The organism is Mesorhizobium sp. ArgA1 (genome assembly GCF_053714375.1).
On sequence record NZ_JBSKBQ010000004.1, the window covers coordinates 32936 to 45228 of the forward strand.

The window sequence follows — 12293 nt, forward strand, 5'->3', positions numbered from 1 at the left end:
ACCTCCCCCTTGTGGGGAGGTCGGACCAAAGGTCCGGGTGGGGCGGTGCCGCTCCCGCAGGTCTGGGTAAGTCAGCCCTTACGCCGCCAGCAATGACTTCAGCTTCACCGCCTGCGATCCCAAAGCCTCCGGCGCCGGCCTCGCCCGCTTGGCGATCAGCATCTCGGCCAGCCTGATGTCGCGCGCCACCGCATTGCCGGGGCCGATGCCGCTCGCCGCCACCAGCCTGCCATCCTCGGCGAGGTGGAAAAGAATGAATGCGCCGTCGCCGAGGTCGCGGCGCACGGCGCCTTTTCCTTCGTCGGAAAGCCCGGCAATCTGCAGCGACAGGCCGTACTGATCCGACCAGAACCACGGCACCGCCGCATGTGCCTCGGCCGCCCCCAGCATATTGTTCGCCGCCAGCGCACCCTGTTCCTGGGCGTTGCGCCAGGCCTCCAGCCGCACGCGCCGGCCGTTATAGACAGCGAGTGGAAACGAACAGCAGTCGCCGGCGGCAAAGATATCCGGATCGTCGGTGCAAAGCGTGGCGTCAACGGCAATGCCGTTGTCGATGGCCAGCCCCGCTTCCGCTGCCAGCGCGGTGACCGGAACGGCGCCGATGCCGATGACGGCGAGGTCGGCGACGATTGATCGTCCATCGGCGAATGTGATGCTGACCTCGGCGCCATCGTCGGCTATGGAAGCGATCCCTGCGCCGGTGAGCACGGCCACGCCTTCGGCCTCATGCGCCGCATGGATGACTTCAGCGATCTCGGCCGGCACCCCGCGCATCAGGATGCGCGGCTGCGCCTCGATGACGGTGACCGCCGCTCCGAGCTTGCGCGCCGCCGCAGCGAGTTCGAGGCCGATGAAGCCGCCGCCAATGATGGCGATGCGGTTTGCCGGGCTCAGGTGGCTGCGAATGGCGAGCGCATCAGCAAAGGTGCGGAGATAGACACAGCGCTCACCCAACCCCGGCATCGGCAGTTTGCGCGGCGTCGAGCCGGTTGCCAGCAGCAGCTTGTCATAGGGCAGGACCGAGCCGTCGGTCAGCCGGACCGTATGTGCCGTGCGGTCGATCGCCACCGCTTGAACCGAATGGATATGCCGGATCGCGCGTTCGGCCAGAAGCGAATCACTGGCGATCGCCTTGATCTCGGGCGCATCGCTCGTCATCGCGTCCTTCGACAAAGGCGGCCGCTCATAGGGCAGATGCGGTTCGTCACCGACCAGCGTCACCGGCCCGCCATAGCCGAGTTCGCGCAGCGTCAGCGCTGCCCGTCCGCCACATTCCCCGGCGCCGATGATGACCATCCCGCGCTTCATATCAGTCATCCGATCTGGATCAGCACTTTGCCGGCCTCGACCTTGACTGGATAGGTCCTGAGGTTGACGCATACCGGCGCGCCACGGGCGTCGCCCGTCTTGTAGTTGAAGCGGCCATTGTGCTTGGGGCATTCGATGATGTCGTCCATCACCAGCCCGTCGGCGAGATGCACCTTTTCATGAGTGCAAAGGCCATCCGTGGCGAAATAGTCGTTGTCCGGGCTGCGATAGATGGCGAAGGTGCGGCCGCCATGATCGAAGCGCATCACATCCTCTTCATCAATGTCACCGGCGGCGCAGGCCTCGACCCAGTCGCTCATTTGTACCTCCCCGAAAATCGGATCGCCGCGCTCATTCCGCCGCTGCGGCGGCGACGGCATCGTTGTGGAATTCCTCGCGGTACGGCCTGGCGGTCGGCGGCAATTCGCGCTTGATGAAATAGTCCTCGTTGCGCAACTGGCGCAGGAAAGCGGGGATCATCTCGCGATAGCCGGCAAGCATCGACGGCGTCGGCGCCGGCAGATCGTGCTTGATCAGTGCATGCAGCCTGGGCAGCGCGTGAAAGGGCACCATCGGGAACATGTGGTGTTCGACATGGTAATTCATGTTCCAGTAGATGAAGCGGCTGACCGCGTTCATCAGCACCGTGCGGCTGTTCAGGCGGTGGTCAATGACATTGTCGGCGAGGCCGCCATGCTGCAGCAGCCCGGTCATGACGTGATGCCAGGCGCCATAGAGGCGGGGCAGGCCGATCAGCATCAGCGGCAGCCAGGAATGCAGGTAGAGGGCCAAGCCGATGGCCGCGATGTAGATGGCGAGCCATATGCGGGCCACACGGATCGCCTTAGGCTGCTCCTGCTCGGGAATGAAGGTTTTTTCGGCGGCGCTGATGACGCCGGCGGCATTGCGCAGCATGTCTGACATCGCATTCCAGGCGTCGAGAATGCCGAAGAAGTTGAGCACCACACGCAAAAGGTCCGGCGGCCGCATGACGGCGATTTCGGGATCGCGGCCGACGATGATGGTGTCGGTGTGGTGGCGCGTGTGGCTCCAGCGCCAGGTCACCGGGTTGCGCATGATCATGAAGCAGGCGAGCTGGTAGACGGCATCGTTCATCCACTGCGTGCGGAAGGCCGTGCCATGGCCGCATTCGTGCCAACGGGAGTCGGTCGAGGAGCCGTAGAGCACGCCATAGACGAACAAGAACGGCACGCACCACCACGTACCCCAGAACCAGGCGCCGCCGGCCGCACTCAGGATCAACGCGGCGAGCCAGATCGCGGTGTCGCGGATCGCCGGCCCGTCGGAGCGCTGCATCAGCTCCTTCATCTGCTTGCGCGGAATGTCGGTGTGATACCACTCGGCGGCCGAAAGCCCTGTCTCGACGGCGAGCTTGGCGTCGCGGCCGATCAGGCTGTAGTCGCGCCGGAAGGGTGTTGCGGTCATGATTGCCTCCCACGGCAACGGCGCTCGCTCCAGCGAATGCCAGCCTGGCTTCGAGCGTGAAAATAGCGCCGACCGATGATAGACTCAACATCACAAAGATAGTTTCTATCATTTCCTATCAGGATGATGTAGTAAGCTTCGGACGAACCCGACGAGGCGAGCATGGCAAAACGGCCGACCATCACCGACCTGGCGCGCATTTCCGGCGTCAGCGTTGCTACGGTCGATCGCGTGCTCAACAGCCGCCTGCCGGTGCGCGAGGAAACGGCGCGCCGCGTCTATGAGGCGGCGACGGAGATCGGCTATCACGCTGCCGGCCTGATCAAGCAGCGCCTGCGCCATGAGCTACCGGAGTATCGGCTCGGCTTCCTGCTGCTCAGGGGCAATTACGTCTTCTACAGCGAATTTGCGCGCCAGCTTGAGCTGGCCGTATCGCAATCGCCGCGCTTTCGTGGCGTCGCCATGATCGATTTCGCAGACTCGCTGACGCCTGAAGAAATCGTCGAGCGCGCCCGCAAGCTGGCTTCCAAATGCCGGGCCGTCGCTTTGGTCGGGCCAGATCACCCGACAGTGACGGCCGCCGTCGAGGAGATGAAGGCCAAGGGTCTGCCGGTTTTTTCGCTGCTGTCCGACTTCGCCGCCGGCATTCGCGAGGGCTATGTCGGCCTCGACAACCGCAAGGTTGGCCGCTCCGCGGCCTGGATGATCTCGAAAGCGGCGATGCGACCAGGCAAGGTCGCGCTGTTCGTCGGCAGCCACCGCTTCCACGGCCATGAACTGCGCGAAATCGGCTTCCGCTCCTTCTTCCGCGAGCAGGCGCCGGAGTTCACCTTGCTGGAAACATTGGTCAATCTCGAGGCCAACGAGATCACCCAGGACACGCTGCTCAATCTTCTCGGCCGCCACCCCGATCTCGTCGGCTGCTATGTGGCCGGCGGCGGCATGGAAGGCGCGGTCGCGGCGTTAAGGCAAGCCAAGCCGGCCGAAATGCCGGCCGTCATCTGCAACGAGATCACGGCGGTGTCGCGCGCGGCTTTGGCAGACGGCATCCTGACCATGGTCATCTCGACACCGCTGGCGGCACTCAGCCGGGAGCTGGTCGACCTGATGGCGCATGCCATAGAGACGGGCGCCGCCAACGCGCCGGGCCAGACGTTTTTGCCGTTCGATATTTATCTGCCGGAGAATATCTAACGTTTGCGACGCCAGCGGAGGTCGCAGCATGGATCCCGGGGTTCCCGCGACGTCGCTTCGCACTGCTCCACCCTACGATGGCGAAGTGACAGGCCCATCCTCCGAAAATCCTTCACCCGGTTTTGGAATGGCTCTTGACGTCTCGGAAAAATGGAATAAATATTTCACCAGCTAGGGATTTTGGTTCTTTCGTTCCGGAACATCTGTTTCAAACAGGGAGCCTGGCGTTCCAATCCTTGGGAAAACGCCATCCGGAACAGAGACGATATCAGGGAGAGATTCCTCGGGCGATCGGGGATTCCGGGTAGATCGGTGCAGCCGGACACCAAATGTGGAGGAGAAACACAATGAAGAAACTGATTTTGGGCGTCGCCTTCGCGGCGCTGATGAGTTCGTCCGCTTTCGCCGCCAAGATCGGCGTCTCGATGGCCAAGTTCGACGACAACTTCCTGACCGTGCTGCGCAACGGCATGATCGAGCAGGCCAAGGGCATGAGCGGCGTTGAGCTGCAGGTCGAGGACGCGCAGAACGACGTCGCCAAGCAGCTCGACCAGATCAAGAACTTCGCCGCTTCGGGTGTCGACGCCATCATCGTCAACCCGGTCGACACTTCGGCCACGCAGGCGATGTCGGATGCCGCGGCGGCAGCCAAGATCCCGCTCGTCTATGTCAACCGGGAGCCGGTCAATGTCGACACGCTGCCGGACAACCAGGCTTTCGTCGCTTCCAACGAGGCCGATTCCGGCACGCTCGAGACCAAGGAAGTCTGCCGCCTGTTCACTGAGGCCGGCAAGAAGGAAGCCAATGTCTATGTCATCATGGGCGAGCTTTCCAACCAGGCCGCCGTGCAGCGCACCAAGGACATCGACGATGTCATCGCCACGCCGGAGTGCAGCTTCATCAAGATCATCGACAAGCAGACCTCGAACTGGAATCGCGACGAAGCCCAGAACCTGATGACCAACTGGCTCTCGACCGGCAAGCCGTTCGACGGCGTCATCGCCAACAATGACGAAAGCGCCATCGGCGCCATCCAGGCGATGAAGGCCGCCAACGTCGACATGAAGTCGGTCGTCGTCGGCGGCGTCGACGCCACTCAGGACGCGCTTGCAGCCATGCAGGCCGGCGACCTCGACGCCACCGTGTTCCAGGACGCGGCCGGCCAGGGCGCTGGCGCACTCGATGCAGCACTGAAGCTCGCCAAGGGCGAGAAGGTCGAGCACAAGGTCTACGTGCCCTTCCAGCTCGTGACGCCTGCCAACATCGACAAGTTCCTGAAGAAGAACTGAGCCGTACGCATACGGAGCGGCGCTCTCACACAAAAGACAGCGCCGCTCCTTCTTCCCTCGCTGCCGGCAAGGCGGCGAGGAACGACCGCGGCTGACGGAGGATCGAAGATTGTCACAGACATCGCATGGCGTCGGCGGGGTCAGCTATGACGCAAAGAAGCGCATATGGCCGGCCGAATTCAACGTCTTCCTGGCGCTCGTCATCCTCGTCATCGTCTTCGAACTGATCGGCCGCATCTTTCTCGGCGACTCCTTTTTGTTCAACACCCGCGACAACGTCGCCGGCATCTTCAATGAAGCCCGCCTGCAGATCATCATCCTTCAGGTGTCCATCGTCGGCATCATCGCCATCGGCGTCACGCAGGTGATCATCTGCGGCGGCATCGACCTGTCTTCGGGCTCGATCGTCGGCGCCACCGCCATGATCGCCATGAGTTTTGCCCAGGTGGCGACGGTCAACGGCAACCCCAACCCCAAGGCGATGTTCCTGGCGCAAGGCTGGACCGACCTGCCGGTCATCGTGCCGGTGCTGGTCGCGATCGGCTGCGGCATGCTCGCCGGCCTGATCAACGGCTCGTTGATCGCCTACACGCGCATCCCGCCCTTCATCGCCACCCTCGGCATGATGATCACCGCGCGCGGCATCGCCAAATGGTGGTCCAAAGGCCAGCCGATCTCGTTTCCCACCGACAGTTTTGCCGCCATCAGCACCGGCTCGAGGCCGGTGATCATCTTCCTGGCGCTGGCGGTGCTGTTTCAGCTGATCCTGACCTATACGCGCTACGGCAAGCATTGTTATGCCATCGGATCCAACGAGGATGCCGCGCGTATGTCCGGCATCAAGATCCCCAATCACAAGATCCTCGTTTACACGATCGCCGGCATTCTTGCCTCGCTCGCCGCGGTCGTGCTGTGCTCCAAGAACCTGACCGCCCAGTCCGGCATGGGTGTGATGTATGAACTCGACGCCATCGCCATGGCGGTCATCGGCGGCGTCTCGTTGTCGGGCGGCCGTGGCTCTATCATCGGCACGGTGATCGGCGCGTTGATCTTCGGCGTCATCATCTCCGGCTTCACCTTCCTGCGCCTCGACGCCTACTATCAGGAGATGGTGAAGGGCGTGATCATCGTCGGCGCGGTCGTTCTCGACCAGTGGCGTCAGCGCATGCGGGCATTGAGGGCTTGACCATGTCAGACATCGTCCTGAAGACCGAAAACCTCACCAAGCGCTATGGTGGCGTGCATGCGCTCGAAGGCGCCAATTTCGAGCTGCGCAAGGGCGAGCATGTCGCCATCATGGGCGACAATGGCGCCGGCAAGTCGACCTTCGTGCGCCAGATCACCGCTGTTGAGCAACGCACCAGCGGCCAGATCTGGTTCGACGGCAAGGAAGTGAATTTTGCCGGGCCGATCGAGGCCCGCACGGCGGGCATCGAAACGGTGTTCCAGAACCTGGCGCTGGCCGACGATCTCGATGTGCCGTCGAACCTGTTCCTCGGCCGCGAAAAGGTGCTGTTCAACCTCGGTCCGTTCTCGATCCTCGACCGCAAATACATGCGCAAGGCGACCGAGGCGGCGCTCGTGCGGACGGCGGTGAAAATCCCCAATCTGTCCAACACCATCCGCCACATGTCGGGCGGCCAGCGGCAATGCGTGGCGATCGCCCGCACCGCGACCTTCGCCTCCAAGCTGATCATCATGGACGAGCCGACGGCGGCGCTCGGCGTGCAGGAGACCGCGCAGGTCGAAAACATCATCCGTACGCTGAAGGACAATGGCGAGCCGCTGATCCTGATCAGCCACAATATGCGCCAGGTGTTCGACCTGTGCGACCGCATCGTCGTCTTCCGGCGCGGCCGCATCGTCGCCAATCTGCGCAAGGAGAACACTGACGGGAACGACATCGTCTCCTACATCACCGGCGCCAAGACCGGCGAGGCAGACCTTGCGGCCTGAACAGGATGGTCATCCGGTTTCTGGCGCGCTGGAAAAATAGCCTTGCCACCTTTCCCTGACAGGAAGGTGGATCCACCTCTCTCTCGAACCAATCCCTCAAAGGAAATTTCCATGACTGTTCGCTTCGCCCTCCTCGGTGCCGGCCGCATCGGCAAGGTCCACGCCCGCGCCGTCGGCTCCAACCCGCAGGCCAGACTGGTTGCCGTCGCCGACGCCTTCGAGAAGGCAGCGACAGAACTGGCGTCAGCCTATGGCGCCGAAGTGCGCACCATCGACGCCATCGAGAAAGCCAAAGACATCGACGCCGTCGTCATCTGCACGCCGACCGACACCCATGCCGACCTGATCGAGCGCTTCGCCAAGGCCGGCAAGGCGATCTTCTGCGAGAAGCCGATCGACCTCGACGTCAAGCGCGTCGAGAAGTGCCTGGCCGTGGTCGAGAAGGCCAAGGCGACGCTGATGGTAGGCTTCAACCGCCGCTTCGATCCGCATTTCGCCGCTGTGCGCAAGGCGATCGACGACGGCGCCATCGGCACGGTCGAAATGGTCACCATCACCTCGCGCGATCCGGGCGCGCCGCCGATAGACTACATCAAGCGCTCGGGCGGCATTTTTCGCGACATGACCATCCACGACTTCGACATGGCCCGCTTCCTGCTCGGCGAGGAGGTGGTGGCGGTCAGCGCCCATGCCTCGGTGCTTGTGGACAAAAAAATCGGCGAAGCCGGCGATTTCGATAGCGTCAGCGTCATCCTCGAGACCGCTTCCGGCAAACAGGCCGTCATCTCGAACTCGCGCCGCGCCACCTATGGCTATGACCAGCGCATCGAGGTGCATGGCTCCAAAGGCATGGTCGCCGCCGAAAACCAGCGGCCGGTGTCGATCGAGGTCGCCAACGACAAGGGCTATACCCGCCCGCCACTGCACGACTTCTTCATGACCCGCTATCTCGACGCCTACGCCATCGAGATCGCCGCCTTCATCGCCGCCGCAACCTCGGGCAAGAAGGCATCGCCCAGCGGCGCCGACGGCCTCGTGGCGCTGAAGTTGGCCGATGCCGCGCTGAAGTCGGCGACGACGGGCAAGACCGTCCGCCTCGACAAGTAAGAACCGGAATCCCAAGCCAGGAGCAGAGCGATGAGCACATCAGCCGATCGCAATTCGAAAACGCGCGCCATCGTCACCGGCGGCGCGCAAGGCATCGGCTTCGCTGTCGCCACAGCACTTGCCGATGAGGGCTGCCGGGCGCTGGCGCTTATCGGCCGCTCGCAGGAGAAGGGCGACAAGGCCGTTGCCCATTTCAAGAAGCTGGGCGTCGACGCCATCTTCATCAGCGCCGACGTCTCGAAAGTGGCCGACTGCAAGCGTGCGGTGACGACCGCCATCTCGCATTTCGGCACCATCAACGCGCTGGTCAACGCCGCCGCCACGTCCGCGCGTGGTTCGCTGGTGGAAACCTCCGAGGAAACGTTCGATCAGATATTTGCCACCAATGTGCGCGGCCCCTTCTTCCTGATGCAGGGCGTCGTGGCGCATCTGCTGGAGAAGAAAGCGCCGGGCTCGATCGTCAATGTCCTGTCGATGTCGGCGCATTGCGGTCAGTCGTTCCTCGCGCCCTATTCCTCCAGCAAGGGCGCGCTGGCGACGCTGACCAAGAACGTCGCCAACGCCTACCGCTCCAACCGCATCCGCTGCAACGCCGTGCTGCCCGGCTGGATGGACACCGAAGGCGAGGACATCGTGCAGAAGAAGTGGCACGGCGCCTCCGACGACTGGCTGGCAAAGGCCGAGGCCGGCCAGCCGATGGGCCAACTGGTGAAACCGGACCAGCTAGCGCGGCTGATCAGCTACATGGCCAGCCCGCAATCCGGCGTCATGACCGGGTCGCTGGTGGATTATGATCAGAATGTAGCGGGGACATCGCCGGAGTAAGGCCGGCGAGTCCGCTGGCCCTTTCTCCCCGTCACTATACGGGGAGAAATGCCCGGCAGGGCAATGAGGGGCAGCGCCGACTTTAACAGTTTCCGGGTCCAAGCTCAGCATGAAAGCCAATGCCCGCCTCATCTCTCCGGCGTTCGCGCCGCCCCTCACCTGCCTGCCGTCACCCTCTCCCCGTATAGGGACGGGGAGAGGGGCGCTAAACACCCCCGTGACAAGCGCCTCCGCATCGACTATATGAGCCCCCATGATCAACCTGTTCGCCACGTATTGGTACTTTAGCAGCTCGCTGGCGGCGGGAGGATTGCGCTCGATCTGAAGATTGCAGCAACAAGTCCGACAAGCCGCCAGACCTGGCGGCTTTTTTGTTTCAGCCGGCAGGTCTCCTAAGAAAACAGGAGCAGAAAGCCGTGTTGACCACCACAGACGACCTTCGGGTCATGGAAATTCGAGAACTGAGCACGCCGGACCAGGTGATGCGGGAGATTCCGCGCACGCTGACGGCAACGCGCACCGTTGCCGCATCACGCAACGCCATCCACTCCATCCTGACCGGGGCCGACGATCGACTTGTTGTCATCGTCGGCCCTTGTTCCATCCACGATCCGGTCGCGGCCGTTGACTATGCCAGCCGTCTGGCGGCGCTGCGCGAGACCCTGTCCGATCGGCTCGAGATCGTCATGCGCGTCTATTTCGAAAAGCCGCGCACCACTGTCGGCTGGAAGGGCCTGATCAACGATCCTGATCTCGACGGCTCCTTCAACATAGAGAAGGGGCTGCGGATGGCGCGCAACGTGTTGTCGGCCGTCAACAATCTCGGCCTGCCGGCGGCGACCGAATTCCTCGACATGACGATCCCGCAATACATTGCCGACCTCGTCGCCTGGGGCGCCATCGGCGCGCGTACCACCGAAAGCCAGATTCATCGCGAGCTGGCGTCAGGCCTGTCCTGCCCAGTCGGCTTCAAGAACGGCACCGACGGCAATCTCAGGATTGCCGCCGAAGCGGTGAAGTCGGCTGCCCAGCCGCATCATTTCATGGCGGTGACCAAGGGTGGGCGCAGCGCGATCGCTGCGACATCCGGCAATGAGGACTGCCACGTCATCCTGCGCGGCGGCGTCCAGCCCAACTATGATGCGGCGAGCGTCGAGGCCGCCTCGGTCGAACTCGCCCGCATCGGTGTGGCGCCCCGGCTGATGATCGATGTCAGCCACGCCAATTCGGGCAAAAAGCCGGAGAACCAGCCCAAGGTGGCGGCCGATGTGGCCGGCCAGGTGGCGGCGGGCGACGAGCGCATCATCGGCGTCATGATCGAGAGCAATCTGGTCGCAGGCCGCCAGGACGTGGTGCCGGGCAAGCCGCTCACCTATGGCCAGAGCATTACCGATGGCTGCATCGACTGGGCAACCACCGAGACCGTGCTGCACGGCCTGGCAGGTGCGGTGGAATGGCGCCGCTCAGCCCGCCGCGCCATGCTGGACAGCCGGCAGGGCGCGGCTTGAGAGGCAATCGCACACGGCAGCGCCATCCTCCTCTCCGACCGCTTCGCGGCCACCTCTCCCCCATTTCATGGGGGCGAGGAAACGCCAATCGCTGAGGTCGCCGCGTTGAAAGGCTTGGGTTCCTCGCCCCCACAAAGTGGGGGAGAGGTGGCTCGGCGAAGCCGAGACGGAGAGGGGGAGCGCCATCTACGCTGCCCTCAACCCCTCCCATGCCGTAAACACCGAAACCGCAAACAGCAGCAGCCCGGCCGCCCGGCCGGCAATCGCCGTCGCCCGCGGATTAGCCACCAGCAGCGTGCGGCTGCGGCCGGCCGTGATGGCCAGCCCGCCATAGATGGCGGCTTGGGTCAGAACCGTCAGCAGGCCCATGACGGTCGCCTGCATCCAGATCGGGCCGTAAGCCGGCTTCAGAAACTGCGGATAGACGGCGAGGATGAACAGATAGGCCTTCGGGTTGATCAGGCAGGTCATAAGACCCTGGCGGAACGCCTTCCATGCCGAACGGCTGCCGGCTGGCCCGTCATGGCCGACGGTGATGGAACTGCGCATCAGTGTGATGCCGATAAAGGCCATGTAGGCGGCGCCGGCCAGCAGCAGCGGCTTGAACAGGATCGGCACGAAATGCATCAGCAGACCGACGCCGATGGCGCCATTCAGCGTGTGCACCATGCCGCCGACCATGATGCCGCCGGTCGCTGCGAGGCCCCTGTCGCGGCCACCGGTCAGCGCATTGGCAAGCACGAACAGCATATCCATCCCGGGCACGATGATGATGCCGAACAGCAGGATAAAGAACAGCCAGAGATTTTCTGCGTAGCTCATGTCAGTTGCCTGTCGCCTCGCGCCGGGATGCCCCAGAGGAATTTGTTGATTTTCAAGCCGATAGGCAGTGCTATAAGCCAGCCCAACTGACGGGGGTGTGTCAGTAGCGTTTGATCGGGGAGAGGAAATGCGCAAGGCGTCGCGCCTGTTCGAGATCATCCAGATCCTGCGGCTGGCAAGGCAGCCGGTAACGGCGGCGATGATTGCCGGGCAGCTGGAAGTGACGGTGCGCTCGATCTATCGCGACATCGCCGCCCTGCAGGCGATGCGCGTGCCGATCGAGGGCGGGCGCGGCATCGGCTATATATTGCGCCCCGGCTTCGACCTGCCGCCGCTGATGTTTTCAATCGAGGAGATGGAGGCGATCGTGCTGTCGCTGGCGCTGCTCGAACGCACCGGGGATAGCGAGCTCAAGCAGGCGGCCAAGCGCGTCAGCGCCAAGATCGCCGGCGCGGTGCCGCCACCCTTGCGCCAGGCGTTCGACACCAACGCTCTTCATGTCTGGGGTTTTGCCGCGCCCGCAATCGGCACCATCGATCTGGCGCTGGTGCGGCGCGCCATACGCGACGAGGAGAAGCTCGACCTCTCCTATCGCGACGAAATGGGCCGCGCCTCCGAGCGGCTGATCCGCCCGATCGCGCTGATCTACTATGCCGAGACCGCCAACATCGTCGCCTGGTGCGAGTTGCGCCAGGCGATCCGCAATTTCCGCAGTGACCGCATCGAGGATTGCCAGCCGACCGGCTTACGCTTCAAGGGCGAAGGTGATCGCCTGCGGCAGGTCTGGGTCGACGGCTGGGAGGCGAACGCCTCTGCTGCGGCCGGTTGAAATGAGTGG

The 12293-nt window shown here is 63.5% G+C and carries 12 protein-coding genes; 8 read left to right on the forward strand and 4 right to left on the reverse strand.

The annotated features are described in order from the left end of the window. Positions 1–78 precede the first annotated feature (78 nt). Genes ACWGTI_RS12285 through ACWGTI_RS12295 form a run of 3 tightly spaced genes read right to left on the reverse strand, consistent with a single transcriptional unit; the run spans position 79 to position 2754 of the window. Entirely contained in the window at positions 79–1317 is a 1239-nt protein-coding gene (locus ACWGTI_RS12285; RefSeq protein WP_454587352.1) for an NAD(P)/FAD-dependent oxidoreductase, read from the reverse strand. Then, the gene (locus ACWGTI_RS12290; RefSeq protein WP_454587353.1) at positions 1314–1628 is read right to left on the reverse strand and encodes a MocE family 2Fe-2S type ferredoxin; all 315 of its coding nucleotides are present in this window, start codon (positions 1626–1628) and stop codon (positions 1314–1316) included. Before ACWGTI_RS12290 ends, ACWGTI_RS12285 begins: the two co-directional genes overlap by 4 nt. 31 nt (positions 1629–1659) lie before the next feature. Then, positions 1660–2754 carry a fatty acid desaturase family protein gene (locus tag ACWGTI_RS12295; RefSeq protein WP_454587354.1) on the reverse strand — a complete coding sequence of 365 codons (1095 nt, stop codon included), beginning with the start codon at positions 2752–2754 and terminating at the stop codon, positions 1660–1662. A 162-nt stretch (positions 2755–2916) separates the two neighbouring features. Between ACWGTI_RS12295 and ACWGTI_RS12300 the strand changes: the two genes are divergently transcribed. The 7 genes from ACWGTI_RS12300 to ACWGTI_RS12330 all read left to right on the forward strand — a co-directional run bounded on the left by ACWGTI_RS12300 (position 2917) and on the right by ACWGTI_RS12330 (position 10633). Then, positions 2917–3948: a LacI family DNA-binding transcriptional regulator gene (locus ACWGTI_RS12300; protein ID WP_454587355.1), complete on the forward strand. Its 1032-nt coding sequence runs from the start codon at positions 2917–2919 to the stop codon at positions 3946–3948. A 347-nt stretch (positions 3949–4295) separates the two neighbouring features. After that, positions 4296–5237 (forward strand): sugar ABC transporter substrate-binding protein, encoded by a 942-nt coding sequence (locus tag ACWGTI_RS12305; protein WP_192255366.1) that lies wholly within the window; start codon positions 4296–4298, stop codon positions 5235–5237. Positions 5238–5346: 109 nt separating this feature from the next. Continuing rightward, on the forward strand, positions 5347–6423 hold the full coding sequence (locus ACWGTI_RS12310) for an ABC transporter permease (protein WP_454587356.1): 1077 nt from the start codon (positions 5347–5349) through the stop codon (positions 6421–6423). A gap of 2 nt (positions 6424–6425) precedes the next feature. Continuing rightward, a complete protein-coding gene (locus ACWGTI_RS12315) occupies positions 6426–7193 on the forward strand; it encodes an ATP-binding cassette domain-containing protein (RefSeq protein WP_454587357.1) in 768 nt (255 codons plus the stop codon). A 111-nt stretch (positions 7194–7304) separates the two neighbouring features. Then, entirely contained in the window at positions 7305–8300 is a 996-nt protein-coding gene (gene iolG / locus ACWGTI_RS12320; RefSeq protein WP_454587358.1) for an inositol 2-dehydrogenase, read from the forward strand. A gap of 30 nt (positions 8301–8330) precedes the next feature. Continuing rightward, on the forward strand, positions 8331–9125 hold the full coding sequence (locus tag ACWGTI_RS12325; protein WP_454587359.1) for an SDR family oxidoreductase: 795 nt from the start codon (positions 8331–8333) through the stop codon (positions 9123–9125). A 416-nt stretch (positions 9126–9541) separates the two neighbouring features. Next, positions 9542–10633: a 3-deoxy-7-phosphoheptulonate synthase gene (locus ACWGTI_RS12330; RefSeq protein WP_454587360.1), complete on the forward strand. Its 1092-nt coding sequence runs from the start codon at positions 9542–9544 to the stop codon at positions 10631–10633. A 186-nt stretch (positions 10634–10819) separates the two neighbouring features. On the opposite strand, the gene ACWGTI_RS12335 is transcribed toward ACWGTI_RS12330, so the two are convergent. After that, a complete protein-coding gene (locus tag ACWGTI_RS12335) occupies positions 10820–11455 on the reverse strand; it encodes a LysE family translocator (RefSeq protein WP_454587361.1) in 636 nt (211 codons plus the stop codon). A gap of 127 nt (positions 11456–11582) precedes the next feature. Between ACWGTI_RS12335 and ACWGTI_RS12340 the strand changes: the two genes are divergently transcribed. Next, positions 11583–12284 (forward strand): helix-turn-helix transcriptional regulator, encoded by a 702-nt coding sequence (locus ACWGTI_RS12340; RefSeq protein WP_454587362.1) that lies wholly within the window; start codon positions 11583–11585, stop codon positions 12282–12284. Positions 12285–12293: the final 9 nt, after the last annotated feature.

Excerpts from the sequence above, each read along its gene's own strand:
- ACWGTI_RS12285 (WP_454587352.1), bottom strand. The coding sequence starts at position 1,317 with ATGACTGATATGAAGCGCGGGATGGTCATCATCGGCGCCGGGGAATGT.
- ACWGTI_RS12290 (WP_454587353.1), bottom strand. The coding sequence starts at position 1,628 with ATGAGCGACTGGGTCGAGGCCTGCGCCGCCGGTGACATTGATGAAGAG.
- ACWGTI_RS12295 (WP_454587354.1), bottom strand. The coding sequence starts at position 2,754 with ATGACCGCAACACCCTTCCGGCGCGACTACAGCCTGATCGGCCGCGAC.
- ACWGTI_RS12300 (WP_454587355.1), top strand. The coding sequence starts at position 2,917 with ATGGCAAAACGGCCGACCATCACCGACCTGGCGCGCATTTCCGGCGTC.
- ACWGTI_RS12305 (WP_192255366.1), top strand. The coding sequence starts at position 4,296 with ATGAAGAAACTGATTTTGGGCGTCGCCTTCGCGGCGCTGATGAGTTCG.
- ACWGTI_RS12315 (WP_454587357.1), top strand. The coding sequence starts at position 6,426 with ATGTCAGACATCGTCCTGAAGACCGAAAACCTCACCAAGCGCTATGGT.
- iolG (WP_454587358.1), top strand. The coding sequence starts at position 7,305 with ATGACTGTTCGCTTCGCCCTCCTCGGTGCCGGCCGCATCGGCAAGGTC.
- ACWGTI_RS12325 (WP_454587359.1), top strand. The coding sequence starts at position 8,331 with ATGAGCACATCAGCCGATCGCAATTCGAAAACGCGCGCCATCGTCACC.
- ACWGTI_RS12335 (WP_454587361.1), bottom strand. The coding sequence starts at position 11,455 with ATGAGCTACGCAGAAAATCTCTGGCTGTTCTTTATCCTGCTGTTCGGC.
- ACWGTI_RS12340 (WP_454587362.1), top strand. The coding sequence starts at position 11,583 with ATGCGCAAGGCGTCGCGCCTGTTCGAGATCATCCAGATCCTGCGGCTG.